Consider the following 24,122-nt stretch of genomic DNA (forward strand, 5'->3'; position numbering starts at 1 on the left):
GTAGAGCGTCTGGCGAATACTCCCGGGGGTAGAGCACTGGATGGGCTATGGGGACTCACCGTCTTACTGATCCTAACCAAACTCCGAATACCGGGAAGTACTACCAGGCAGACACACGGCGGGTGCTAACGTCCGTCGTGAAAAGGGCAACAACCCTAACCTCCAGCTAAGGTCCCCAAGTCATGGCTAAGTGGGAAAGGATGTGAGGATCCCAAAACAACCAGGATGTTGGCTTAGAAGCAGCCATCATTTAAAGAAAGCGTAACAGCTCACTGGTCTAGTCAAGGGTCTTTGCGCCGAAAATGTAACGGGGCTGAAGCCATGCACCGAAGCTGAGGATTCCTCTTTGAGGAGTGGTAGCGGAGCGTTCCGTAAGCTGATGAAGGGATACCCGTGAGGGGTCCTGGAGGTATCGGAAGTGCGAATGTTGACATGAGTAACGATAAAGAGGGTGAGAGACCCTCTCGCCGAAAGACCAAGGGTTCCTGCTTAAAGTTAATCTGAGCAGGGTTAGCCGGCCCCTAAGACGAGGCGGACACGCGTAGTCGATGGGAACCACGTTAATATTCGTGGGCCTGGTGGTAGTGACGGATTGCTTAACTTGTTCACACTTATTGGATTGTGTGGGCGGGGACGCGGTTCCAGGAAATAGCTCCACCGTATAGACCGTACCCGAAACCGACACAGGTGGTCAGGTAGAGTATACCAAGGCGCTTGAGAGAACTATGTTGAAGGAACTCGGCAAATTGCACGCGTAACTTCGGAAGAAGCGTGACCCTTATATGCGCAAGCATGTGAGGGTGGCACAGACCAGGGGGTAGCGACTGTTTACCAAAAACACAGGGCTCTGCGAAGTCGCAAGACGACGTATAGGGTCTGACGCCTGCCCGGTGCTGGAAGGTTAAGAGGAGGGGTGCAAGCTCTGAATCGAAGCCCCAGTAAACGGCGGCCGTAACTATAACGGTCCTAAGGTAGCGAAATTCCTTGTCGGGTAAGTTCCGACCTGCACGAATGGCGTAACGACTTCCCCGCTGTCTCCAACATAGACTCAGTGAAATTGAATTCCCCGTGAAGATGCGGGGTTCCTGCGGTCAGACGGAAAGACCCCGTGCACCTTTACTATAGCTTTACACTGGCATTCGTGTCGGCATGTGTAGGATAGGTGGTAGGCTTTGAAGCAGGGACGCCAGTTCTTGTGGAGCCATCCTTGAAATACCACCCTTATCGTCATGGATGTCTAACCGCGGTCCGTTATCCGGATCCGGGACAGTGTATGGTGGGTAGTTTGACTGGGGCGGTCGCCTCCGAAAGAGTAACGGAGGCGCGCGATGGTGGGCTCAGACCGGTCGGAAATCGGTCGTCGAGTGCAATGGCATAAGCCCGCCTGACTGCGAGACTGACAAGTCGAGCAGAGACGAAAGTCGGTCATAGTGATCCGGTGGTCCCGTGTGGAAGGGCCATCGCTCAACGGATAAAAGGTACGCCGGGGATAACAGGCTGATGACCCCCAAGAGTCCATATCGACGGGGTTGTTTGGCACCTCGATGTCGGCTCATCGCATCCTGGGGCTGGAGCAGGTCCCAAGGGTTTGGCTGTTCGCCAATTAAAGCGGTACGTGAGCTGGGTTCAGAACGTCGTGAGACAGTTCGGTCCCTATCTGCCGTGGGTGTAGGAATATTGACAGGATCTGTCCCTAGTACGAGAGGACCGGGATGGACATATCTCTGGTGGACCTGTTGTCCTGCCAAGGGCATAGCAGGGTAGCTATATATGGAATGGATAACCGCTGAAGGCATCTAAGCGGGAAACCAACCTGGAAACGAGTGTTCCCTATCAGAGCCGTGGAAGACGACCACGTTGATAGGCCGGGTGTGGAAGTGCGGCAACGCATGAAGCTTACCGGTACTAATAGCTCGATTGGCTTGATCGTTCTCATTGCTCGTGCTCATCTCCCGCTGAATGCGAAAGCATTCATGCGGCATGAGCCTCTAAAAAACGTGTTCAAACACGCCAGCTTCTCAAAACGTCCATGCAAAAGCATGAACAGCAAGCTTCGGCCACCTGTCGCCTCGAACTCGAGGTGACCCTATGGCCGGCTGATGTCCCCTTCGAGCGGCAAGCGAGAAGGACAAGGCATATCAGCCACAAAGAAGCAACTTGAGCTGTCCATGCGTTCCGCATGGACAGCTCAAGTTGCGCTTTGCCGACCTGGTGGTTATGGCGGGGTGGCTGCACCCGTTCCCTTTCCGAACACGGCCGTGAAACGCCCCTGCGCCCATGGTACTTCGTCTTAAGACGCGGGAGAGTAGGTCGCTGCCAGGTCTGCTAATCGCAACTCCAGGCTAAATTGCTCGGCAATTTATGCCTCGCTAAACCGCTTCGGCGGTTTATGCCTCACAAAATCTTCTCGTCACACTCCGAAATACGGCCACGCCGTGTTACAATAGGCCGCTAACGCGGCCTTTGCCGCTTCTCAAGGGAAGCAAGAAACGCTTCTCGAATTTGGTGGGAACCCACAGCAAGGGTGCCCATACGCGACAAACCCAAAGGGTTTGCGCTGGAAACACACGATAAACCGCTCAAGCGGTTTACGTGGACGCGATAAACCCTCCGGGTTTGCGCTGGTAACGCGGGGTGGAGCAGCCCGGTAGCTCGTCAGGCTCATAACCTGAAGGCCGCAGGTTCAAATCCTGCCCCCGCAACCAAGCTTTCCCCAACGACAACGATGTATTACCGCCGCTCGATCTGGAGAGTGGCATCCCGTATTCGCAACAATCGCCCCAAACCCCATATCACCAGAACCTTGACGAACCACATTGGTTCACCAATAGTTATAGTGAACCAAGGAAAGTTAGGTGCCATGACAGCGTTCACCGTTCGCGTCTCAGATGAGACCGCCAGCAAGCTTGACCAGATCGCGGAAAAGCTCGACCGCTCCCGCTCGTATATGGCCGCTCAGGCGATTGAGGACTATGTCGCTCGCGAGGAGTGGCAGCTCGCAGAGATTGAGGCCGGGTTGGCCGAAGCCAACCGGGGCGAATTTGCCAGTGATGATGATGTGGCGAAGGTTGTCGGCGTCATGCACGCTCATCAACGGTGGCCTCTGGAGCTGTAACCGCCTTTCGGATTGCGGAGACTTCTGTTTGAAATGAAGCGCGCCCGCTCAAACGCTCACAACCGTGCCAGCTTCAGATTATGTTCGAGCGCAAGCCGTAGCGCTGCTTCTCCTGCTGGTGTCGATTGAGTCTCGTTCCCGTTTGAGATATGGCCATATTCGCCCATGAGGTCCAGTACGAGGATGCTTGTGTAAAGGCGGAAAAGCGCATCGTCGGCCTGTCCTGCATGTCGAAGCCAGGCAGACACGTAACTTAGATCCCACCACAGAGTAAACGGCTCGCTACCGAAGCGATTCAGGACACCCTTGATGACCGGAATTCCAAGATTGGTCGCTCGTCCCAAACCTGTACTTCGATAAAGCGCTCAGTTGGGCCCGGCATCCCGTGTTCCTTCACGATGGTTTTAATCTCTTCAAAAGTGAATACGCGCCCATGGCATGGACGTCGGTCGGCGGTAAGATCTTCCCGGATTGCATAAGGAAGGCTTGCCATACTATCCGGATAGGTGAAGGTGAGCACCTCAGCCGGAAAAGCGACAAGTGGCATGACAAGCGCGTTTGGCCGTGTGAGATCGAGGCCGTCGTCGCAATTGCCAAGGAAGCAGTAGACCGGCCGTTCGCGTCGAGTATTACCTAAGAGACGGCGGCGTTCCCGGATAAGCCAATCTTCGGTTTCGCAGCGCCGTGCAAGATATGTCGGCTTGATCTTTCGCACGCCGGCTTGCCGAATGCGGTCCAAAACCGCCTCCGCCTCATCCGGCGCCAAGTCGCAAATGTTCGAAAGAAAGGGACTACCCGGATCATAGGTGTGGGTAATTACACTTGGAAATAGAGCATCTTTCATCACTACACTTTACCCAGTCGTTGGAAAAAGTCGAAATCAAAAAGACAGGTGCAAGAATCCTCCTGCACCCCTGCCTGACCGGCGATGTCTGGGGGAAGCAACGGCAAGGGGCCACGCGGCGGGCGCGCAAACGCAGTGCGCAGCCTCGGGAACCGCCCCTTGCCTTTGCGGGGGAGCGAAGCGCCAAATCAGTCAATAATGTCGATGATCTCATAGCTCTTCACGAAGGCGCCGACACCATCGTTCAGCAGTGCAAAGATGCTGTCCCGTGAGATGGGCAGCGTTTCGATCTTCTCCAGTTGCATCGGCCACCAGTCATTCGCGGGATCGCTGATAACGTCGCGGCGCAGCTCGTGAAGCGCCTCGCGCGCTTCCTCTTCATCGTGAAAGAAGATGTCCGGAATGCCAGTGTGCTTCCATCGATCTTCGTCACTATTGGCGCGCGAATAGGTGTAGAAGGTGAATGACTTGTCTTGAGACATGCGTCGTCTCCTCGTGTTTTCCGAGGCCTTACGTGGCCATCGCGGCAGATATCATCGGCATTCCGGCCCTCTCGCTACTCGCAAAGTATGAGTTCGCGGTCAATTGTAGGATTCTACAATGTTCCTCGATGAAAACGGATCGTGCCGAGGTTCGCTTCCGTTCTTACACGACGCCATAAGGGCTCTGGTTTGGATTGTCTTTGTGCCCAAATACTGACGCTGCCAGTCACTCCGCATGCAATGCGATATCAAAGATTGGTCACGCGGAGCTTTCCTGTGGTAGCTTGATCCTGTGCCGGTATGGCGAAATTGGTAGACGCGGTGGACTTAAAATCCGCTGCGTTATGAGTGTGGGATCGAGTCCCGCTACCGGCACCAGCTAGAGACCGGGAACGCCATATTTCCAGATGCTGTAAGCTTCACGGCTATCCCACTGGACTTGTTTTTCCGTTTTTGCCTCGCATTCCCTACAAAGGTTGCGATTGGCGATCCGGGCGTGATGCAATTCCCTGTCGAGGTCTTGTCGGTTGTCGGCCTGTTCCGCCTTGCGCATGTGCCGCTTGATAGCATCGACGTGCCCTTGCAAGCTCATATTCGCTCTCCGGTCGCGTCAATTGATGGCCAACGGTATCTTTTGAAACCCTTGAAGTTGCCGGATTGGTCATACTCCACCTGAAAATGCCCTCGCATTTTGTCGGGGCTGATGGATGTGGAGCAAAGTCATGTTTTGGACTAGCTATCCCGGCCGCTTCCTTGAGCAAGCCTGTAATGGCGGTGATGTTCTCGTTCGTCTTGCTGTCAACGTCGGTGCTAAGGCTGGTTAGGTTCCAGCCATCGGTGAGGGTAGGGGTGGCTTTGATCGCGCCCATGCCCGCTGAGATCGTGATCGCGTATTCCTCGGTCTTGTCGGGCAAATAGAATGCCTTCACGTCGCAGATTACGGTCTTGTCGGTCTTGGTTTCAACAAGGGCCAGATACGGTGCGGGCCGTCAGTAGCGGATACCAGATTGGTCGCGCGACGTAACGCGCTTGACCTGTAATCCGGCGCAAGAAGTTACCAGTAAGGGAATATGCATCAGGAATATCAATGCACGCATAACGAATCCCTTGAAATGGTGGGAAGGTGAATAACGCGGCGGCACTAAGTATTTAAAGCTATGAAATGCTGTAGGAATGTAACATTCCGCATCCAACGATTGAATTCAAGTCGAGAAAAAGAATCTATTCTCAGATTTTACACGCCGCGTTCCAAGAGCAGCAGAAGAACAGACGGTGAAGAGAATGACTGATATTAAAGCGGCTGTTCGGCACCTATTTCCATCCTGATCGACCGTCGAAAAGCTTTCTCGGCCAACTGGCGCAGCCTTTCCGCAAGGAAGGCATCCGCCAAATCCTTGGGCGCACGACAAAAAAGCGGCTGATGCGGCAAAGCGCAATGCTGCCGTAACCCATGAGCCGTACCCCTGTCCGCGATCTCCCTTTAGCTGCAAAGGACGTTCCTATGATTGCCATTCGCATGAAGCGGCTCCCTCACGGGATTGCTGCGCTTGCAGTCCTGCTGATCCTGTCGGCCTGTGCCTCGCAGATCATGAAGAGCTATATCGGCGCGCCGATCAGCAGCGTGATGCTGGATTACGGTCCGCCGGATAATGTCTATGATCTGGGGCCGGGTGCGCGTGCCTATCAGTGGCGCAAGGAGAAGACGCAGGTGGTGCCAGGTCAATCCAGCGGCGAAATCCGGGATACGCGCCGCGGCAAGCGTTATGAAGTCACCGAAACGCCGGGCTATGTCGAGCATACGGAATGTTTCTACACCTTCTATACCCGAGGCTCCGGTTCCGATTGGTATGTGACGAGTTTTCGCCAACCTCCGCTTGAATGCGAATAAATCCCTCCGGCTGCCTTGCGGAAGGCGGATGATGTCGCTGTTCGCAAGGGGGCAACTCAATCCCGGCCTGGTTCGTCAAGTTTGCCCCATCGCCAACGCCATGCGGCATCGCTTTTCCACCAGGCGACGAAAATCAGCACTGCAGTCGGGAAGATGATTGCCGCGGCATAGCCGATAGGATGACTATCCGCATGAGGCCCGCCGACGAAGATAATGGCCGCCAACAACAGCGCATAGATACCAAGTGCGATCCAGCCCTGCCAACGGTAAGGCAGTCCGGCCCCGTAGCCGTATGCTTTGACATGGAACCATGGGGCTTGGTTTCTCATACGGTCGATCCTTCGGCGGAGCGGTCATCTCTCCGCTGCACTTCTTCACCAGCATTGTTGGGCAACTTTCGAGTAACTGCAAGGCCGCCGATCATGCGAGGTGCAGTGACTACGACTGGTTCGATTGCGTGCGAATGAAGCGGCTGATTTTCATGAATAAGAGCGGCGAAGGGACCGATTCGGGGTTTGATCAACCATCCTCCGCCGCTCTCCGTCGGGCGCGCCCTGGCTTGAAAAGACGTGCCGACCTCTGCAAATCGGCGATCAGAAGCGATAGTTCAGGCCGGCCTTGATGACGTGATCACTCAGGTCGGTTTTAGACTTGCCGCTCGATGTCGTCGTGGAGACGTCGTTGGTCATGACGTAGTTGTATTCGATCTTGGCTGACAGGCCGCCGCCGAAGCCTTGTTCGACGCCGCCGCCGATAAGATAGCCTTGCTTCCAGCCGCCGGAGATGGAAACGCCCTTGCCGCCTTCGAACTTGGTCATCGTCAGACCCGCCGTGCCATAGACGAGCGTGCGATCGAAGGTCAGGCCGGCCTTCGCCTTGGCGGCACCCCGGAAGCGCTCTTCCACCTTGCCGTTTGGTACGCGTATCTCGTTGTTTCCGAGGTATGAGCCCTCCAGCTCCGCGCCGACGATACCTGGCCCCACCTGGAAATTGTAGCCGGCTTGCACGCCACCGGTCAGGCCCTTGCCGCTGGCGAAAGGGTTGAATTTCGGCGAGGCGATACCGCCATGGGCGCCGAAATAGGCGCCGCTCCACTGGAAAGCCGGCGGCCGGTCATAGCCGGCATCCGGGGCCTGATAGGTGGTGAGATCGGCTGCGGAAGCGTTGGACGCGGCCGTCATGGCCAGAGCCGCGAACAGAATAGATTTTGCGCTGAGCGACATTGCTAACTCCATAAGAAACCCATGCGCCATCCCTGGGCGCTCGCAAGGTCTCTGTTTGCGTTGGAGAACCGGACATCGGTTCCTGCTGCTCTCCGGTGCTGTCCGTCTTGGGAGCGGATCAACGTCAGGAGATGCAGGTCATTTTGCCGGTGAGAGTTGCGGGTACATTGCAGGATTCGGAAATATCGAAAAATTACTGAATATTTTTATAGGTTTGAGCAGGGTTTTTTAATCCTTTTTCAAGGATGGAATGCTGTCTGGCCCTGAGAGCTACCGTCGCGGAATGTCGGGCGAAATGGGGCAGGTCGGTATGATATGCGCCATGCCGCCTCCTTCCATGCTGCTGATGATAGGAATCCCGATCGCACCATCTCCGGGATCGCGGGCGCCATCCTCGGTAACCATTATCTGTATTCGAAAGGTCTACTCGCAGCGCCGGCCGGTGGCGCGATCGAAGAGATGCAGCGCGCTGGCATCGAAGGCGAGCTTGAGCGTCTGCCCTTCGGCAATCGCGGTGCGCGGCGGCAGGCAGGCCATCAGCCGTTGCGAGCCCGCCTGCGCCGTCACGATGAGCTCGGGGCCCGTGAGTTCCGCGACTTCGCAGACGGCCTCGAGTTTGCCGCCTTCCTCGAGGCGCAGCGTTTCCGGCCGGATGCCGATCACCAGCTGCTGACCTTGGTTGATCCCAGCTTTTGTCGCCGGCATCGGCAGGGTGATCGATGTTCCGTCGATGCGCAGTGAATCCTGATCAGCCGTCGCGTTCAAAAGGTTCATCGGTGGCGCGCCGACGAAGGTCGCGACATAGAGCGTTGCCGGATGATTGTAGATTTCGTCCGGCGTGCCGAGCTGCTCGATCCGGCCGTCGCGCATCACGGCGATGCGGGTTGCGAGTGTCATCGCTTCGATCTGGTCGTGCGTCACGTAGACGACTGTTGTTTTCAGCATCTGGTGCAAGCGCTTCAGCTCGGTGCGCATCTCCATGCGCAGCTTGGCGTCGAGATTGGAGAGCGGCTCGTCGAACAGGAAGACTTCCGGTTTGCGCACCAGTGCCCGGCCGATCGCCACGCGCTGGCGCTGGCCGCCGGAAAGCTGGCTTGGCTTGCGTTCGAGCAACGCCTCAATCTGCAAAAGCCTCGCCGCTTCGCGCACCGCCTTGTCGCGCTCGGCGGCAGGCACCTTGCGCATTTCCAGGCCGAAGCCGATGTTGCGGTGGACCGAGAGGTTCGGATAGAGCGCATAGGACTGGAACACCATGGCGATGTCGCGGTCCTTCGGATGCACGCCGAGCACGGAGCGCTCGCCGATACGGATATCGCCGCTGGTCGCCTCGGCAAGCCCGGCGATGATGTTCAGCAGCGTGGACTTGCCGCAGCCAGACGAGCCGAGCAGCACCAGGAACTCGCCGCTTTCGAGCGAAATATCGATGCCTTTCAGCGTCTCCACTTCGCCGTAGCTCTTGCGGATGTTCTGGATTTCGAGCGCGCTCATTGAACGGCCTCCTCGGATGCTTGAGCCGGGCCGTAGCTGCGCGGCAATGTGGAAATGGCGCGGGACGCGACCGCGGTCCCGGCCGAAAGGCAGGCCGCAAGCGGCTTGCCGCGGGCAAGGGCGGCCAGGAAGCCGGCATTGAAGACATCGCCGGCGCCGATCGTGTCGACGACGGTGACCTTTGGTGCTGCGGCCGAAGCCAGCACGCCGTCGGCATCGACGGCGATCGCGCCGTCCGGACCGCGCTTGACGACGAAGATCGCGCCTTCTGGCATCAGTGCATGGAGCGCGCGCGCAGCCTCCGCGGGATCATCTATGCCGGCTAAGGTCGTGGTTTCGACCTCGTTCATCAGCGCCACGCCGCACCGGGAAAGCCAGTGTCGCGTGGCGTTGCAATTCTCGTTGCTCCAGCTGTCGAGCGGCCAGCCGGTGTCGAGCGCGATGGTAATCCCGTGCTTGTCAGCCCAGTCGAACAAGGCATCGTAATCCCGCGTGAGATCTTCGGTCAGAAAGGCTCCGCAGAGCAGCACATAACCGCCGGTAAGCTTCTGGCCATCGAGAACTGCAAACACGTCATCGAGATTGAAGCGCGGCAGGTGGCCGCGCGTGGTGAAGAAGGTGCGCTCGCCATCGGGATGGGTAATGCCGACCGAGAGCGTCGTGCCCTCCGGTCGCACGGGCCACTTGCTGCTGCGCGCGCCGAACGCTTCGCTAAGCCAGCGCCCGAACTGATCGCTGCCGACATTAGCCGCGATCTCGTAATCGACGCCGAGACCCTCCCAGGCAAGCGCGCTATTGCCGGCCTGGCCGCCGACGCGCAGCTCGTCGTGATCGACAATGATCTCCGTGCCGGCCTTCGGCCACGGCGCTGCCGGCCCGAGGATCAGGTCGATATTGACGTTGCCGATGACTGCAAGCGGCTTCATTCATTCGCTCCGGGTGATCTTGGTGGAGCGCACCGGCGTGCCGGCATTCTCCACCCGCTCGTCGGCAAAGGCGATCATCAGCGACTGGGCGACAGGCAGCATCTGGAAGATGGCCGCAAGACCGGTTTCCGGCTTGAAGCGCAGGGTGACGCAACCGGGAACCGGTTCTTCCCCGGAGCCGTCGAAGATGATCACTGGGGCACCCGTCTCGACTGCGGAAACGGCCATGGCCGTCACGAGACCGGCGGTCGCATCACTGCCGCGGAACAGCACCACGCCGATCGAGGCGCCAAGCATTTCCATCGGACCGTGACGCAGCTGGCCGCCTTCGAGCGAGAAGCACGGGCGGCGCGAAAGTTCGGTAAGTCCGAGCGCCAGAGCCTCGGCAATACCCTGTAGACGCCGACCGGAGGTTACAACCGTCGCCACATTGGCGAGAGCCGCAAGCGCCGGCTGGATATCGAGTGTTTCGGGCGCGCGAAGCACGGAAAGCGCAGGCGCCGGATCCTGGCCGAGGGCGGCGAAGATCGCCAGATGCAGCGCGAAGGTGACCGTGAGGCTGCGTGTAGCGGCAAAGGCAAGCTCCGTGCCACCGGCGCCGACAAGAGAAGGCGCGGTCTTGGCGAGGAACGAGCTACTTTCCAGTGTCAGGCCGAAAGTCTCGGCCGTGCCGCCCGTCTCGTTGAACCAGCGCAGCACTTCGGCGCTTTCGCCGGATTGCGATGTCATGAAGATCGTACGGTCCTCCAGCGATAGCGGCTGGCCGAGCTGTTCGGAAAGCGGCAGGGCGATCGCATCGATGCCGGCGGCGCGATAGAGCGGCTCGACGGCGCGATTGACCGCGTGGGAACCGCCCATGCCGAGCAGCAGCAGCCTGCCGGTGCGTTTCAGCGAGGCGGCGGCCTTGGCGGCCATGTCGGCGGCAGCCTCGAAGGAGGCAAGCGCATCGCTATGCTGGCGGGCCATTTCGTGGTCGATGGCGGCAAGGCCTTCGGGGCGGGTTTTCTCTTGAGTCATGGTCATCCCTTTACGCCGCCATTGGTCAGGCCCGAGATAAGGGCACGTTGCATGACAAGGCCGATCAGCACCGGGGGCAGGGCGGCGAGCACGCCGGCAGTCGCGATCAGTCCGTAATCCGAGACACGACCGCCGGCGAGATCCGCGATGGCGACGGTGAGGGTCTTGGCGCGCTGGTCTGACGTGAAGAGCAGCGCATAGAAGAATTCATCCCAGGCAAGCAGGAAGGCAAAAAGCGCCGAAGTCGCCATCACGGGCATGGCAAGCGGCAACGTGATGATTCGCAGCGTCTGGAACAGCCCGGCGCCGTCGATCATTGCCGCAGCCTCGATCTCCTTCGGAATGGAATCGAAGCCGGATTTCATCAGCCAGGTCGTGAATGGCGCGAGGATCGTCAGATAGACGAGCGCCAGGCCGAAAACGTTGTTGAGCATGCCGAGATGGGCAAGGCCCATATAGAGCGGTACGGCAAGCGCCACCGGCGGTAGCATGTAGGTGGCGATGACCATGGAAAGCGACCATCCGACAGATGGCGTGCGCGATACGGCCCAGCCGGCAGGAATGGCGAGCGCAATGGCTGCGATGGTCGCCATGCCGGCCACCTCGATGCTGTTGCGCAGCGATGAGGTGAAGGCGGCACCCTCACTGTTTTCCAGCGTCGACAGCAGCAGCTTATAGCGCGAGAAGTCCGCCGTCTGCGGCCACCAGCGCAGCGGCTTGGCGGCGAGATCGGCAGCCGGCGAAATGCTCATGATGAAGAGCCAGGCGATCGGCGCCAGGATCACGACGGCGAGCAGGATGGCGCAGACATAGATGAAGCAGGTGAAGAGCGGGCTCTGGCGTTCCATCAGGCGGCACTCCCTGCGGTTTTGCGGACAAGGGCGGCATAGGCGGCGGCAAGCAGCGTGACCAGCAGCGTGACGATGAGGGCAAGCGATGCGCCCGACCCCGCTCGCTGGAAGGAAAAGGCTTCCTGATAGACGAGGATCGATAGCGTGCGCGTGCTGTTTGCCGGCCCACCGCGTGTCATCACCCAGATGATATCGAAGACCTTGAAAGCCTCAATGGTGCGCAGCACCAGCGCCACCATCAGCGGTCCCACAAGATAGGGAAGGATGACGAAGCGGAAGCGCTTGAAGGGGCCGGCGCCATCGACCAGCGACGCGGCGGTGATATCGCGCGGTACCGCCTGCAGGGCGGCAAGTGCAATCAGCGCCACCAGCGGGAAATTCTTCCAGCAGTCGGCGACGATGAGTGCCGTCAGCGCCGTGCCCGGTTCGCCGAGCCAGGAGCGGTAGGCGTCGATGAGGCCAAGCTGGGTGAGAGCTGCGTTGAGCGCGCCATATTCGGGATTGTAGATCAGCCGCCACAACGTCGCGTTCACGACGGTCGGCAACGCCCAGGGCAGGATCATTAGTGCACGCAGCACGCCGCGACCCCTAAAATTCTGATTCAACAGCAGGGCAGCCAGCACGCCGAGCACCATTTCGGCGGCAACGGAGACGATCGCGAACCACGCCGTGGTAATCAGGGTGCGCTGAAAATTGGAGTTCGCCAACATCTTCGCGTAATTGTCGATACCGACGAAATTGCCGCCGGTTCCCACAAGCTTCGCATCGGTGAAAGAAAGGCCGACGGTGTCGACGAGGGGCCAGCCGATGACGGCGATCATCACCACAAGCAGTGGCAGCATCAAAAGCCAGGCGCGAGTTGTCATGGAGGTGCCGGACATGGCAGGCCCCTTCTTTCATTCTTCATGGAGGAGATTAGAGGCGGGCGGCGATTGGCGCCGCCCGGTGAGATTATCAGAGACCGCTATTGTCGGCAGCAGACTTCAGTGCGTCTTCCGGAGAAGACTGGCCGAGCAGCGATTCCTGGATCGCCTGCTGAAGTGCGGTTGACAGTTCCTGATATTTCGGCGTCGTCGGACGCGGATACATGGCAGCGAGGCCGACCTTTGCGGCCGCGATCAGTTCTTCCTGACCCTTGGTGACGGCCGGATCACTGTAGGACGATGCCCAGATCGGCAGGCTGAGCTTCGCATACTGGTTCTGCGTTGCCTGCGAGGTCATGAAGGAGATGTATTTCCAGGCCTCGTCCGGATGCTTGCTGGCAGTGGTGATGCCGAGACCCATCGAGCCGTTTACCGCCGAAGCCTCGCTCTTGCCGGCAACGCCCGGTGCCGGCACGACGCCGACCTTGCCGGCAACCTTGCTGTCCTTCGGGTCGTTCGCCATGTTGTACATGTAGGTCCAGTTCAGCGCGAAGGCGGCGTCGCCGTTTTCGAAGACCTTGCGAACGTCTTCTTCAAGGAATTCCTTGGAGTTCGGGTTGGTCAGGCCGGACTTGTAGCTGGTGACCATGTATTTCAGGGCGTCGAGGCCGCCACCGGTCTGGAAGTCCGGCTTGCCGTCCTTGATGAAATCGCCCTTATAGGCGCTGACGAGCGTGGCGTAGTCGCAGATTGCGGCTTCGGCCTGTGACCAGCTCCAGGCAATCGGCGTTGCCAACAAGCCTTTGTCCTTGATGATCTTGGCCTGCTCGTTCAGTTCGTCCCAGGTCTTCGGTGGCGTCTTGATGCCGGCCTTTTCCAGGATTTCCTTGTTATAGAACAGGTACTTGGTATCGAGGATCCACGGCATGCCGTAGTACTTGCCGTCATACTGCACCGTCGTCCATGCACCCGGCAGCACGTTCTTCTTCGTCTCGTCCGAAATGCGCGATGAAACGTCGACCAGAACCTTGTTCGTCGCGTATTCGGCCGGCCAGATCACGTCGAAGAGCACGACGTCGTAGCCGCCGCCAGAACCCCGCGCCAGCACCGTCTTGTCGTGCAGGCCTTCATAAGGGACGAATTCGAGGTTGACCTTGATGTCCGGATTGGCCTTGGAGAAGGCATCCGTCATCGCGCGCACATCGGCTTCGCTATAGGCAGCCTGCGCCATGAAGAGGGCATTGATCGTCGTTTCGGCAACGGCGTGCGAGGCGAAGGATACGCCGATCAGCGCTGCGCCCAGCAATGTCTTGTTCAATGATTTCAACATTCCATCCTCCAGTTTTTGACAGTCACGCGATTTTTCCAAAGGCGGCTGACGTCGCCATCGGTTGTCGAGCAGGCAATTGGCCGGGCTGGCTGCCGAACATTGATCGGAGCGTCGCTTAAGTTCCCTGGTGAAACTCTGTGGTTTCTTTTAAGTCAATTGTCTTGACTAATTTGTTCTTCAATATTCTATTGCTGTCAAGAGGGCAAAAGCGGATGCACGATATTCGCCCGATCAGGGCTACCAGCGGAACGAACCACGAGGGGACCAGCGCCCATAACCGGCGGGTGATCATCGACGCCTTGCGGCTCAATGGTGCGCTCTCCCGCGCAGATCTCGCGCGCGCCACCCGCCTGACGAAACAGACCGTCTCCAACATCATGGAGGAGCTGGAAAACGACGGTCTCGTCACATCAAGGGAAACGGTGCGCCGCGGCCGCGGTCAGCCCTCGACGCCCTACGGTCTTGTACCGGAAGGCGCCTGCGCCATCGGCCTGCAGATCGACCGTCACATCACCCGCGCCATCGCCGTCGATCTCGTCGGCAATGTGCTGATACGCAAGGAAGCGAACCTGCCGGGAGGTGGACCGGCGACAGGTACGCCCATCGTCTTGCAGCTCGTGGAGGACGTGCGCAGCGAATTGAAGCAGCGAGCGGCTCAGGCGGAGAAGCGCCTCGTCGGCCTCGGTGTCGCGATGCCAGGCCCGTTTGGTATCGAGCAGGAGGATGCCGACAATCCCTGGATGATGGGCGCCTGGCAGCGCTTTCCGCTGCTGGAAACGTTGTCGGCCGGAACCGGCCTTAACGTTACCCTGCAGAATGACGCCGCGGCCTGCGCGACCGCCGAGCGCATGGTCGGCGCCGCACACGGCCTCGACCATGCCGTCTGCCTCTATGTCGGCTATGGTATCGGTGCCGGGCTCATCCTCGGTGGTGAGCTCTATAGCGGTGCGTATGGCAATGCCGGCGAAATCGGGATGGCACTGCTGACATCAGGCGGGAAACAGACCCAGCTGGAGCATCGCGCATCGCTGGCTTCACTCTACGATCACCTCGGCGTCGATCCGATGGCGCCGGATATCTATTCGCTGATAGACAAACGGGCCGCTGCCGACGATCCCGATATTCTCGCCTGGATCGAAAGGGCGGCGATCGACCTGCGCTGGAGCGTGCAGCTCATCGAAACCATCTTCGATCCGCAGACGGTGATTCTGTGCGGTGGCGCGCCCCCGGCGCTGGCAACGCGGCTGATGGCCGCCATGCAGCCGCTCCTGCCCTCCAATGCCGATCGTCCCGATCGATTGCTGCCGCGCCTGCAGCTTGGCATGACCGATCCTTGGGCAGTGGCGCGCGGTGCGGCGGCAGAGCCGATCGGCCACGCCTTCGATCCGCGTTTCCAGGCGATCTTGAAATCCTGATATTTAGGGATGTCGCGGGCTGGCGCCGAGCCGCGCGAGCACCTTGTTCGGAATGCCATAGCGCTGAATGACATCGCGACCGTTGCGCAGACCGCAGATCTCGCGATGGATGAACATGGCCCAGACGGCTTGCGCCGCGATATCCACCAGCCGCTCGTGCTCGATGCCCTGCTTGCCCTTGGCCTCGCCCTCCTGCAAGGCTGCAAGCGCCGCTTCCACCTTCATGCCGTGATGCCCGAGCGTACTGGCGCGTTCCGACATCATCTCATATTCGAGAATGCCGAGGCCGGTTTCTTTGGTTTGCGATGGATTGAAGTTGCGTGGCGGGCGAACTGTCATATCGAACTCCGCATGCTTTGATAATTTGTCTGGGCTTAGTTTTACACAATTGCGGCGGTTTTCCCAAGTCGGGCCATGCCGCCTGCGTCATCTTGAGCCTACCTGCATAAATCCGGAAATGTCTGAATTTTCCTATTGCCTTTCTCTTTTCGGGTGGTTGCGAGCGCTCATTTAAGGTCCAATACGGACATAAGCGCCCCATCAGAGGCAATCTCGCCCGACGCCATGAGCGCAATTCAAAGAAAGGATATCGGCATGACGAAAGCCTCGAAAAATGCGGAAAAGCAGTATGTCTATCGGATCATGAACTCGCCCGTCGGCGCGTTGAAGCTCGTCGGCAGCGATGATGGACTTGCCGCGATCCTTTGGGACAATGATCGACCAGGCCGCGTGCCGCTGCTTATCGTGACTGAGGATGACAGCCATCCGGTGCTCGTGGAAACCGAGCGGCAGCTCCGTGAATATTTCGCCGGCGAAAGACAGGTTTTCGATCTGCCGCTCGATTTTGCCGGAACTGAGTTTCAGCAGAAGGTATGGCAGGCGCTGCTCGCCATCCCCTTCGGCGAGACGCGTAGCTATCGCCAGATCGCGACCGAGATCGGCTCGGCCAAGGCGATCCGCGCCGTCGGTGGCGCCAATGGCCGCAACCCGATCTCGATCATCGCGCCCTGCCACCGCGTAGTGGGATCGGCTGGTGATTTGCGTGGGTTCGCCGGCGGTCTCGAACGCAAGGCCTATCTGCTGCGGCTCGAAGGCGCGGATACGAAGACATTCGATTTCGCTGCTTGATCTCGCGGCGATTGTATGGCGCGTTACGTGCCGTAAATCCCTTCTCCCCGAGGGGAGAAGGAGGTGCGCGGCAGTGGGCTCTTCCCATATGAAAACAGCCCATCCGGCATTTCGGACGGGCTGCTTTCATTTCGTATATCCAAGCTCAGCGGCCGACCGTGAACGTCATCAGCCGGCCGCCCCGTTTCAGCCCTCGAGCCACTTCACCTGCTCCGGCGTCAGCTTGATGTCGAGCGCCGAGAGGCTGTCTTCCAGCTCGGCGATCGTGCGCGGTCCGATCAGCGGTATCACTGGGAAGGGCTGTGCGACGACATAGGCAAGCGCGATATGGATCGGGCTGCGGCCGAGCTTCTGCGCCAGTTCGATCGCCCGATCGCGGCGGCCGAAATTGCGGTCGGAATACCAGACGCGGACCAATTCCTCGTCGTCGCGCTTGTCGCGGCCGGCGCGGTCCGTAAAGAAGCCGCGGCCCTGGCTCGACCAGGCGAAGTTCGGGATCTGCTTGGCATTGAGCCAGGCCTTCCACTCATCGTCCGAGGCGGCGATGCAGCCGGCCCAGATCGGGTCGAGCATTTCTGCAAGCGAGAAGTTGTTGGAAAGGGCCGCCGGTGCCGTCTTACCGTTCTTCTCGGCATAGGCGATCGCCTCGTCGAAGCGGGCGCGCGTCCAGTTCGAGCCGCCGAAGATGCCGCGGATGCGGCCAGCCTTCACCTCGGCATCCATGGCATCGACGAACTCGCCGACCGGAACGTCGGTATTGTCGCGATGCATGAAATAGATGTCGACATAGTCGGTCTTTAGGCGGTTGAGGGATTGGTCGAGCTGCTTGGCGATCATATCCGGATAGCAGAGCGGCGAATGCGCACCCTTGCCGATCAGCACGATCTCCTCGCGCGGCACGTTGCGGCTGGTGTGCCAGTCGCCGAAGATGCTCTCCGTCTTGCCGCCGCCATAGACATAGGCCGTGTCGAAGGCATTGCCGCCGGCTTCATAGAAGGCGTCGAGCGTCAGCGAGGCGGCTGCGAAATTTGGGAAGAATTCGAAGCCGAGCGTGACCAGCGATGCCGGCTTGGATATGCCGGGAATGCTGCGCTTCGGAATGCTGTTGCCCTTGGTTACGGTCGCGCCGGCGATGTTCTTCGTCCGCTTCGCGGCCTTTTCGATGCTATATTCAAGGCCGATCGATGCGCGCCATTGGTCGAGCACCTTGAGGTTGCCGATCGAATCGGCCCAGCTGATGCCGGGATAGGCGAATTCCTTGTTTCCGGCGCGGATGGCATCGCCAGCCGCATCGACTTCGAAGGAATAGAGCCAGCGATCTTCCTTGACTTCGATCGTCTGGGCCTCGCCGCCCTTGATAACGTCGATCTTGCCGACACCGCCCTTGTGACCGGAGGCAAACCAGAAGTCCTTGACTTCGATACGGCCTTCGGAGCCGATGATGCGCAGCGTGTTGTCCTGATTGGCCATGATGGAGCAGGACACTTCGGCAATGATGTCGTTCGGGAACTTCAGGACGGCGGAGGCCCATTCGTCAACGCCGGTCTGACCGAGATGGCCGACGCCCGATACCTTTTCCGGATCCAGGAACGGCTTGCCGTCGACCGCGCCGGCAATCAGGCGGGCCATAGAGACCGGATAGCCGCCGACATCGAGAATGCCGCCGCCGGCAGTCTCATTGGCAAACAGCCGGTGTTCCGGATTGACCTTGCCCATGTTGAAACCGAAGGAGGTGCGGATGATGCGCAACTCGCCAATCACGCCGCTCTTGACGAGCTCGATCAGCTTCGCCGTCTGCGGATGGACGCGATACATGAAGGCTTCGCCGGCGAAGACGCTGGCTTTCTTGGCCTCGTAATAGATGGCCTCCGCATCGAAGGCCGAAAGCGCGATCGGCTTTTCGACGAGCACATGCTTGCCGGCACGGATCGCCTTGATCGCCCATTCGGCGTGGCCGGTATGCGGCGTGGCGATGTAGACGGCGTCGATCTCCTTGTCGGCGAGCAGGGCTTCGTAGCCGTTGACGATGCCCGCGCCCGGGAAACCGTCGCCGAGACCCGGCTTGTCCGGGTTGCGGCTGGCGATGGCCACCAGCTTGCCGCTGCGGGAATGGGCGATACCATCGGCAAAAGTCTGGGCGATCCTGCCGGGGCCGATGATGCCCCAGCGGATTGGTGTCTCAGTAGTCATGGAACGATCCTTTCTAAATCTGCAGGCTGTCTTGGGAGGATTGGCAGCGCCTATCGCAATCGGTTGCCGGCGCCGTCGAACAGGAATGTCTTGGCGGCGGAGAGTGCCACGGTGAGCTTGTCGCGGTTGCCCGTGTTGCGGGATTCCTCGCGCTCGATGACGATCTGCTCGCCGCCTTCGATATTGGCGTAGATGTAGCTGGTATTGCCGAGATGTTCTGCGACGTCGACATCGACGGTCATGTCCACATCGCCGCGTCCGGCTTCGAGGAAATGTTCCGGGCGGATGCCGAGCGTCACCGGCTGGCCGACTTCCACCTTTGCCGAGGAGGCGGGCAACGTCAGGCGGATGTTGCGCTGACCCTTGAGCACGACGGCGATGCGGCCCTGCTGATTGTCAGCCACCTCGGCCTGCAGGAAGTTCATTTTCGGCGAGCCGACGAAGCCTGCGACGAACTGGTTGGCCGGGTCGTCGTAAAGGTCCAGCGGCGCACCTACCTGCTCGATATTGCCGCCGCGCAGCACGACGATCTTGTCGGCAAGCGTCATGGCTTCCGTCTGATCGTGCGTGACGTAGATCATCGTCGTGCCGAGCTTCTTGTGAAGGCGCGAGATTTCGACGCGCATCTGCACGCGCAGTTCGGCATCGAGGTTGGAGAGCGGCTCGTCGAACAGGAAGATCTGCGGTTCGCGCACGATGGCGCGGCCGATGGCGACGCGCTGGCGCTGACCGCCGGAAAGCTGCTTCGGCCGGCGCTGCATCAGCTCGGTGATCTGCAGGATTTCGGCCGCTTGCTTCACGCGGCGGTCGGTGTCGGCCTTTGGATTGCCGTTCATGCGCAGGCCGAAATTGAGATTCTGCTCGACGGTCAGGTGCGGGTAGAGGGCATAGGACTGGAAAACCATGGCGATACCGCGATCGGCCGGTTCCACGTCATTGACGATACGGCCACCGATCTTGAGCTCGCCGCCGGAAATATCCTCCAGCCCAGCGATCATGCGCAACAGCGTGGACTTGCCGCATCCGGACGGCCCGACGAAGACGACGAATTCGCCGTCCTTCACCTCGAGATTGGCGCCGTGGATGATTTCCAGCGAACCATAGCGTTTGACGATATTGGTGAGAGAAAGTTCAGCCATACGGATCTCCCGGAATTATTTGATTGCGCCGGCGGCAATGCCGGCGATGAAGTGGCGTTGCAGGAGAACGAAGATGATGAGAATCGGCGCCGTCAGCATTACGGCACCGGCCATGATGCCGCCCCAGGAGACCCTTGTGAGGCCGATCAGCGTTCCGAGCGCGACAGGCGCTGTCATCATCCCCGGCCGGGAGTTGATGAGCAGCGGCCAGAGATAGTTGTTCCAGGAAGCCAGGAACAGGATGATGGCGAGTGCTGCCATCGTCGGCCTTGCGAGCGGCAGGGCGATGCGCAGGAAGATCTGCCATTCCTTGACGCCCTCAACGCGGGCGGCATCAAAGAGTTCGCCCGGCATCATCGAGAAAGCCTGACGCATGAAGAGAACGCCGAGTGAGTTGAAGAGCGGCGGCACGATCAGCGCAACCCATGTGTTCGCCAGCCCGAAATCACGTGCCACCATGATGAATTGCGGAATGATGACGACGGAGTAGGGCAGCGTGATGGTGCCGAGGATGATGCCGATGACGCCCGAACGGCCGGCGAACTGATAGCGCGCCAGCGCCCATCCAGCCATTGATGTCAGCAGCACCGACAGGAAGGTGTAGATGACCGCAACGACGATGGAGATCGTCATCGCGCCGACGAAGTTGGTGTCGGCCTGCAGGTTCCGGAAGTTGTCCATGAAACCAGTCGACGGTGTCAGGATGATGCCAGGACTGAAAATGCCGTAATCGGGCATGGTGGAGAAGACGAACATCATCCAGAGCGGAAACAGCCAGATGATGGCGAGCGGCGCCAGCAGGCCATGCAAGGCGATCGAGCGGATCAGAGTGGATCTGGATTTTGATTTCATTTCGGTTCGCGCCCCACCCAGAGATTGAGAAGAGAGATGACGACCGCAAGCGCCGCCATCGTATAGGCGATCGCCGAGGCATAGCCGAAGTTGGTCGACTGGAAAGCCTGGCGATAGAGCAGCAGACCGAGCGTTTCCGTCCCGCCGCCGGGGCCTCCTCTGTTGGTGATCAGATATGGTTCGGTGAAGAGCTGCATGGTGCCGATGACGGATAGGACCACGCAGAACAGGATGATCGGCTTCAGGAGTGGCAGTGTGATGTGGATGAACTGCTTGAAGCGGCTGACGCGGTCGAGGGTTGCGGCCTCGTAAACATCCTCCGGGATCGATTGCAGCCCGGACAGAATGATGATGGCGTTGTAACCCGCCCAGCGCCAGGTGACGGCGATAACGATGAGCACCATGGCGGCGTGGGAATCGGCGAACCACGACACCGGCGCGATGCCCACACTGCCGAGCAGCTTGTTGATGATGCCGAAATCGACGTTGAACATCAGGCGGAAGACCGCGGCATAGGCGACCTCGCCAACGACGACGGGCGCGAAGAAAGCGAAGCGGAAAATGCCACGGGCCTTCAACAGCGGTGAGTTCAGCAGCACCGCCATGACCGTGGCGAGTGTGATCATGACCGGCACCTGGACGATCAGGATAATCAACGTGTTTTCAAGCGCGTTGTAGAATGCCGGATCACCGAACAGCCGCCCCCAATTGAGCGAGAGATTGAAGGTCCACGGATTAACACGGGTATTCTGGAACGAGATCAGAAACGAATCGATGATCGGCCAGACCCAGAAAGCGGCGAATACCAGAAGATAGGGTGCAAGGAACGCATAGGCGCTCCGGTTTCGCAACCGCATGAAAGCCTTCTCCTTTATGCGCAGAAAAATGATGCGTAACATCACATCCCCGCCGCCCTCTAGAGCGTGACGCCGAAAAGTGTAGGCGGTTTTCGGACGACGTCGCGCTCTACTTCTTTGATTCTAGAGCGGCGGGGATGCCGGGCGCGGCTTGGGAGGCACGCCCGGTGGTGTCAATCATTTCGCGAGCGGCAGGCCCGTCGCCGAGGCGATCTGCTGGGCCGCGTCGTCGAGCGCAGCCTTGCCGTTTGGATATCCGCCGGCAAGATATTTCGTCTGAACGGCTTTGATGACCTCATCGGCGTCACTGAAATACTGGGTGCCTGGGCTCGGGTTGATTTTCGGCAGGGTGGCGAGGATATCGGCCCAGACCTTTTGCCCACCCCAATAGGGCTGCGGTTCGTTGACGAAGGGATCCTTGACCGCCGTCAACAGCGACGGCACGAGACCGAAGGACTTCAGCATCGTCACCTGGCCCTCATTGGTGCCAAGCGTGTATTCAAGGAATTTCCAGGCGGCTTCCTTGTGCTTGGAGCCACTGGCGATTGCGAGCGAGGAACCGCCAAGATTGGCTGCATGCGGGCCGTCAGCCGTCATGCTCGGCATCGGATAGACGCCCCATTTGCCGGCGAGATCCGGCGAGGTGGAGCGGACGGTGCCTTCATACCATCCGCCATAGAGCTGCGATGCCACCTTGCTTGCAGTGTTCGCCTGAATTTTCTCGTTCCAGTTCGCCGCGGTCATCAGGCCCGCGTCCTTGATCTCCTTCACCTTGTCCAGTGCCTTGACGCAGCCGGGCTGGTTGACGGTGATGCTCTGGCTGTCGCTCGAAAAATAGCCGCAGCCCTGTTCGTTGGCGAGCATGCGGAACCATTCGCTGTCGCCGTTGAGATCGGCCTGCGTCATGACGACACCCGGATTTGCGGCGGAGATCTTCTTGCCGGCGGCGATGAAATCGTCCCAGGTCTTGATCGTTGCCGGATCGACGCCGGCCTTTTCATACATGTCGCGGCGATAGAACATGGTGACCGGACCGGAGTCCCACGGCATGGCGTAGGCGGCATCGCCGACTTCAAGCTCGGCGCGCTTGAAATCCGGGAACTGCTTCTTCAGCTCGTCGTTGTAGCCAAGCTTTGTGAGATCGGTCAGGCAGTCCGGAAAGCGGTTCCAGAAGATCGAAGCCTTGTGGTTTTCGATCGACATGACGTCAGGCAGGCCGTCGCCGCCGGCGGCGCAAGCGGCCAGCATCTTGTCGAAGACCTGCGGGTTGCCGATGTCTTGAACCTCGACCTTGATGTCAGGATATTTCTTGTTGAACGCCTCGACTGTGGACTTCAGCGCCGATGCGGCGATGTTCCAGCTCCAGACCGTAATGGTGGTTTGCTCAGCAAAGGCAGAACCGGAAGCGAGCAGGGCAGCAAGGGCCGTCGCTCCAGCAAGTTTTAAACGCATTGAAAATCCTCCCTTTTCAATTGCCGTCCTCAAGAGAACACGCTTAAACTAGCTGTCGGTACGCTTCTGTCTCCTAAAAAAGGAACATCGACTTGGCGAAAAGTAAGGTGGGTCAACGGGCGGTTTATCAGCCGGGGGCGAGCAGTGTCGAAGGGCTCCCAAACGTCCTGCAGATGTTTCATAACCACCCGTTGCCGATGGCAAAGCCGCATTGGCACGCGCAGGTGGAAGTCAATTACATCGTCCGCGGCACCGTGCATTACCGCATCGGCGATCACGAGCTTACTTTGAGAGCCGGCGAGATCTGCCTTTTCTGGGGCGGTCAGCCGCATCAGCTGGACGAGCTGTCGGAAGATTCGATCTATGCGGGCGCGCATCTGCCGCTTGTGCATTTCTTCCGCCTGCGGCTGCCGCTCGATATCTCAGGCCGCCTCATTCGCGGGCAGACTTTGATCAGCTCGGCGACCGACGCCGCCGACGACGAAAATTTCGCCCGATGGCACCGCTATGTCATGTCCGAGGACGGCGCCAAGGCCGAACATGCCGTCGCGGAACTTCTCCTGCGCCTGGAGCGCATCGCCTTCGAGCCCTATCGCATGGTGCCGGAGAAGCAGGAAAGCCTGACCAACGATCAGGCCCATCCGCAATCCTCGCGCAGCCTGGCGCGCATGTGCGATTTCATCGCCGAAAATTTCCTGCACGACATCGATACGGTCGATATCGCCAAGGCAGCGAATCTCCATCCGAAATATGCGATGAACCTCTTCAAGAAATCGACGGGCATGACGCTGGCGAAATATGTGAGCTTGCTGCGCCTTTCGCGCGCCCAGGCGATGCTGATGCGCGACGGGGCCAATGTGCTGCAGGTGGCGATGGACAGCGGCTTCGGCTCGATCAGTGCCTTCAACAAATCCTTCCGCCATATTGCCGGCATGACGCCTTCCGATTTCCGCCGCGACATGCGCGTGCTATCGGCAATGAACGTCGAAGCCATCAAGCCTTCGATGCATCGACCGCCGCAGCAACATTATCGTTCGTGAGACTTGCAGTCATGGGCGATCT

General features: G+C 59.4%; 22 protein-coding genes, 2 tRNA genes and 2 rRNA genes (1 of these 26 running past the window's edge). 9 read left to right on the plus strand and 17 right to left on the minus strand.

The window, feature by feature from the left end; all coding sequences use genetic code 11:
• From I8E17_RS17290 to I8E17_RS17305, 4 genes are all read left to right on the plus strand, one after another.
• Window positions 1–1,930 (plus strand): 23S ribosomal RNA (locus I8E17_RS17290) (it extends 869 nt beyond the left edge of the window).
• A 277-nt stretch (window positions 1,931–2,207) separates the two neighbouring features.
• Window positions 2,208–2,322, plus strand: a 5S ribosomal RNA gene (gene rrf / locus I8E17_RS17295).
• Window positions 2,323–2,628: 306 nt separating this feature from the next.
• Window positions 2,629–2,705 (plus strand) — tRNA-Met (locus I8E17_RS17300).
• 155 nt (window positions 2,706–2,860) lie between these two features.
• Window positions 2,861–3,115: a CopG family ribbon-helix-helix protein gene (locus I8E17_RS17305; protein ID WP_113366674.1), complete on the plus strand. Its 255-nt coding sequence runs from the start codon at window positions 2,861–2,863 to the stop codon at window positions 3,113–3,115.
• Window positions 3,116–3,410: 295 nt separating this feature from the next.
• Here the strand turns inward: I8E17_RS17305 and I8E17_RS17310 are convergent, their stop codons facing one another.
• Complete coding sequence (locus tag I8E17_RS17310) at window positions 3,411–3,959, minus strand: hypothetical protein (protein WP_162750914.1); 549 nt, start codon at window positions 3,957–3,959, stop codon at window positions 3,411–3,413.
• A gap of 188 nt (window positions 3,960–4,147) precedes the next feature.
• On the minus strand, window positions 4,148–4,441 hold the full coding sequence (locus tag I8E17_RS17315) for a hypothetical protein (protein WP_069615338.1): 294 nt from the start codon (window positions 4,439–4,441) through the stop codon (window positions 4,148–4,150).
• Window positions 4,442–4,735: 294 nt separating this feature from the next.
• On the opposite strand from I8E17_RS17315, the gene I8E17_RS17320 reads away from it, so the two are divergent.
• A tRNA-Leu gene (locus I8E17_RS17320) sits at window positions 4,736–4,819 on the plus strand.
• A 1-nt stretch (window position 4,820) separates the two neighbouring features.
• Here I8E17_RS17320 and I8E17_RS17325 read toward each other — a convergent pair.
• A complete protein-coding gene (locus I8E17_RS17325; RefSeq protein WP_069615339.1) occupies window positions 4,821–5,033 on the minus strand; it encodes a hypothetical protein in 213 nt (70 codons plus the stop codon).
• A 909-nt stretch (window positions 5,034–5,942) separates the two neighbouring features.
• Between I8E17_RS17325 and I8E17_RS17330 the strand changes: the two genes are divergently transcribed.
• On the plus strand, window positions 5,943–6,329 hold the full coding sequence (locus I8E17_RS17330; protein WP_113366676.1) for a hypothetical protein: 387 nt from the start codon (window positions 5,943–5,945) through the stop codon (window positions 6,327–6,329).
• Between the two features lie 56 nt (window positions 6,330–6,385).
• Here I8E17_RS17330 and I8E17_RS17335 read toward each other — a convergent pair whose 3' ends face one another.
• The 8 genes from I8E17_RS17335 to I8E17_RS17370 all read right to left on the minus strand — a co-directional run bounded on the left by I8E17_RS17335 (window position 6,386) and on the right by I8E17_RS17370 (window position 14,027).
• Window positions 6,386–6,658, minus strand: a complete 273-nt coding sequence (locus I8E17_RS17335; RefSeq protein WP_113366677.1) for a hypothetical protein — start codon at window positions 6,656–6,658, stop codon at window positions 6,386–6,388.
• A gap of 264 nt (window positions 6,659–6,922) precedes the next feature.
• On the minus strand, window positions 6,923–7,552 hold the full coding sequence (locus I8E17_RS17340; RefSeq protein ID WP_113366678.1) for an outer membrane protein: 630 nt from the start codon (window positions 7,550–7,552) through the stop codon (window positions 6,923–6,925).
• A 423-nt stretch (window positions 7,553–7,975) separates the two neighbouring features.
• Window positions 7,976–9,040 carry an ABC transporter ATP-binding protein gene (locus I8E17_RS17345; RefSeq protein ID WP_113366679.1) on the minus strand — a complete coding sequence of 355 codons (1,065 nt, stop codon included), beginning with the start codon at window positions 9,038–9,040 and terminating at the stop codon, window positions 7,976–7,978.
• Window positions 9,037–9,966 (minus strand): PfkB family carbohydrate kinase, encoded by a 930-nt coding sequence (locus I8E17_RS17350; protein ID WP_113366680.1) that lies wholly within the window; start codon window positions 9,964–9,966, stop codon window positions 9,037–9,039. Before I8E17_RS17350 ends, I8E17_RS17345 begins: the two co-directional genes overlap by 4 nt.
• On the minus strand, window positions 9,967–10,989 hold the full coding sequence (locus tag I8E17_RS17355; RefSeq protein ID WP_113366681.1) for an SIS domain-containing protein: 1,023 nt from the start codon (window positions 10,987–10,989) through the stop codon (window positions 9,967–9,969).
• Entirely contained in the window at window positions 10,986–11,831 is an 846-nt protein-coding gene (locus I8E17_RS17360) for a carbohydrate ABC transporter permease (protein ID WP_113332426.1), read from the minus strand. Before I8E17_RS17360 ends, I8E17_RS17355 begins: the two co-directional genes overlap by 4 nt.
• Entirely contained in the window at window positions 11,831–12,715 is an 885-nt protein-coding gene (locus I8E17_RS17365) for a sugar ABC transporter permease (protein WP_069615347.1), read from the minus strand. The genes I8E17_RS17360 and I8E17_RS17365 overlap by 1 nt, the downstream gene beginning before the upstream one ends.
• Before the next feature lie 73 nt (window positions 12,716–12,788).
• Window positions 12,789–14,027, minus strand: a complete 1,239-nt coding sequence (locus tag I8E17_RS17370) for an extracellular solute-binding protein (RefSeq protein ID WP_113366682.1) — start codon at window positions 14,025–14,027, stop codon at window positions 12,789–12,791.
• A gap of 212 nt (window positions 14,028–14,239) precedes the next feature.
• Between I8E17_RS17370 and I8E17_RS17375 the strand changes: the two genes are divergently transcribed.
• The gene (locus I8E17_RS17375) at window positions 14,240–15,442 is read left to right on the plus strand and encodes an ROK family transcriptional regulator (RefSeq protein WP_113366683.1); all 1,203 of its coding nucleotides are present in this window, start codon (window positions 14,240–14,242) and stop codon (window positions 15,440–15,442) included.
• Between the two features lie 3 nt (window positions 15,443–15,445).
• On the opposite strand, the gene I8E17_RS17380 is transcribed toward I8E17_RS17375, so the two are convergent.
• Window positions 15,446–15,781 carry a DUF6665 family protein gene (locus tag I8E17_RS17380; RefSeq protein ID WP_069615350.1) on the minus strand — a complete coding sequence of 112 codons (336 nt, stop codon included), beginning with the start codon at window positions 15,779–15,781 and terminating at the stop codon, window positions 15,446–15,448.
• Between the two features lie 255 nt (window positions 15,782–16,036).
• Here I8E17_RS17380 and I8E17_RS17385 point away from each other — a divergent pair, with 255 nt between their 5' ends.
• Window positions 16,037–16,570: a methylated-DNA--[protein]-cysteine S-methyltransferase gene (locus I8E17_RS17385; RefSeq protein ID WP_069615393.1), complete on the plus strand. Its 534-nt coding sequence runs from the start codon at window positions 16,037–16,039 to the stop codon at window positions 16,568–16,570.
• 186 nt (window positions 16,571–16,756) lie between these two features.
• Here the strand turns inward: I8E17_RS17385 and I8E17_RS17390 are convergent, their stop codons facing one another.
• The 5 genes from I8E17_RS17390 to I8E17_RS17410 form a co-directional block, all read right to left on the minus strand.
• The gene (locus tag I8E17_RS17390) at window positions 16,757–18,760 is read right to left on the minus strand and encodes an aldo/keto reductase (RefSeq protein ID WP_113366684.1); all 2,004 of its coding nucleotides are present in this window, start codon (window positions 18,758–18,760) and stop codon (window positions 16,757–16,759) included.
• A gap of 50 nt (window positions 18,761–18,810) precedes the next feature.
• On the minus strand, window positions 18,811–19,899 hold the full coding sequence (gene ugpC, locus I8E17_RS17395) for a sn-glycerol-3-phosphate ABC transporter ATP-binding protein UgpC (RefSeq protein WP_113366685.1): 1,089 nt from the start codon (window positions 19,897–19,899) through the stop codon (window positions 18,811–18,813).
• Between the two features lie 15 nt (window positions 19,900–19,914).
• Window positions 19,915–20,751 (minus strand): carbohydrate ABC transporter permease, encoded by an 837-nt coding sequence (locus I8E17_RS17400; RefSeq protein ID WP_069615353.1) that lies wholly within the window; start codon window positions 20,749–20,751, stop codon window positions 19,915–19,917.
• Window positions 20,748–21,608 (minus strand): sugar ABC transporter permease, encoded by an 861-nt coding sequence (locus tag I8E17_RS17405; RefSeq protein WP_069615394.1) that lies wholly within the window; start codon window positions 21,606–21,608, stop codon window positions 20,748–20,750. Before I8E17_RS17405 ends, I8E17_RS17400 begins: the two co-directional genes overlap by 4 nt.
• A 177-nt stretch (window positions 21,609–21,785) precedes the next feature.
• Window positions 21,786–23,060 carry a sugar ABC transporter substrate-binding protein gene (locus tag I8E17_RS17410; protein ID WP_113366686.1) on the minus strand — a complete coding sequence of 425 codons (1,275 nt, stop codon included), beginning with the start codon at window positions 23,058–23,060 and terminating at the stop codon, window positions 21,786–21,788.
• 86 nt (window positions 23,061–23,146) lie between these two features.
• Between I8E17_RS17410 and I8E17_RS17415 the strand changes: the two genes are divergently transcribed.
• Complete coding sequence (locus I8E17_RS17415) at window positions 23,147–24,100, plus strand: helix-turn-helix domain-containing protein (protein ID WP_229002127.1); 954 nt, start codon at window positions 23,147–23,149, stop codon at window positions 24,098–24,100.
• Window positions 24,101–24,122 lie beyond the last annotated feature (22 nt).

Origin of the sequence: Rhizobium sp. AB2/73, from assembly GCF_020871915.1 — a bacterium.
Lineage (GTDB): Bacteria > Pseudomonadota > Alphaproteobacteria > Rhizobiales > Rhizobiaceae > Rhizobium > Rhizobium dioscoreae.

Coding starts and splice junctions, on each gene's coding strand:
- I8E17_RS17305 (WP_113366674.1), top strand. CDS start 2,861: ATGACAGCGTTCACCGTTCGCGTCTCAGATGAGACCGCCAGCAAGCTT.
- I8E17_RS17310 (WP_162750914.1), bottom strand. CDS start 3,959: ATGAAAGATGCTCTATTTCCAAGTGTAATTACCCACACCTATGATCCG.
- I8E17_RS17315 (WP_069615338.1), bottom strand. CDS start 4,441: ATGTCTCAAGACAAGTCATTCACCTTCTACACCTATTCGCGCGCCAAT.
- I8E17_RS17325 (WP_069615339.1), bottom strand. CDS start 5,033: ATGAGCTTGCAAGGGCACGTCGATGCTATCAAGCGGCACATGCGCAAG.
- I8E17_RS17330 (WP_113366676.1), top strand. CDS start 5,943: ATGATTGCCATTCGCATGAAGCGGCTCCCTCACGGGATTGCTGCGCTT.
- I8E17_RS17335 (WP_113366677.1), bottom strand. CDS start 6,658: ATGAGAAACCAAGCCCCATGGTTCCATGTCAAAGCATACGGCTACGGG.
- I8E17_RS17340 (WP_113366678.1), bottom strand. CDS start 7,552: ATGTCGCTCAGCGCAAAATCTATTCTGTTCGCGGCTCTGGCCATGACG.
- I8E17_RS17345 (WP_113366679.1), bottom strand. CDS start 9,040: ATGAGCGCGCTCGAAATCCAGAACATCCGCAAGAGCTACGGCGAAGTG.
- I8E17_RS17350 (WP_113366680.1), bottom strand. CDS start 9,966: ATGAAGCCGCTTGCAGTCATCGGCAACGTCAATATCGACCTGATCCTC.
- I8E17_RS17355 (WP_113366681.1), bottom strand. CDS start 10,989: ATGACCATGACTCAAGAGAAAACCCGCCCCGAAGGCCTTGCCGCCATC.
- I8E17_RS17360 (WP_113332426.1), bottom strand. CDS start 11,831: ATGGAACGCCAGAGCCCGCTCTTCACCTGCTTCATCTATGTCTGCGCC.
- I8E17_RS17365 (WP_069615347.1), bottom strand. CDS start 12,715: ATGTCCGGCACCTCCATGACAACTCGCGCCTGGCTTTTGATGCTGCCA.
- I8E17_RS17370 (WP_113366682.1), bottom strand. CDS start 14,027: ATGTTGAAATCATTGAACAAGACATTGCTGGGCGCAGCGCTGATCGGC.
- I8E17_RS17375 (WP_113366683.1), top strand. CDS start 14,240: ATGCACGATATTCGCCCGATCAGGGCTACCAGCGGAACGAACCACGAG.
- I8E17_RS17380 (WP_069615350.1), bottom strand. CDS start 15,781: ATGACAGTTCGCCCGCCACGCAACTTCAATCCATCGCAAACCAAAGAA.
- I8E17_RS17385 (WP_069615393.1), top strand. CDS start 16,037: ATGACGAAAGCCTCGAAAAATGCGGAAAAGCAGTATGTCTATCGGATC.
- I8E17_RS17390 (WP_113366684.1), bottom strand. CDS start 18,760: ATGACTACTGAGACACCAATCCGCTGGGGCATCATCGGCCCCGGCAGG.
- ugpC (WP_113366685.1), bottom strand. CDS start 19,899: ATGGCTGAACTTTCTCTCACCAATATCGTCAAACGCTATGGTTCGCTG.
- I8E17_RS17400 (WP_069615353.1), bottom strand. CDS start 20,751: ATGAAATCAAAATCCAGATCCACTCTGATCCGCTCGATCGCCTTGCAT.
- I8E17_RS17405 (WP_069615394.1), bottom strand. CDS start 21,608: ATGCGGTTGCGAAACCGGAGCGCCTATGCGTTCCTTGCACCCTATCTT.
- I8E17_RS17410 (WP_113366686.1), bottom strand. CDS start 23,060: ATGCGTTTAAAACTTGCTGGAGCGACGGCCCTTGCTGCCCTGCTCGCT.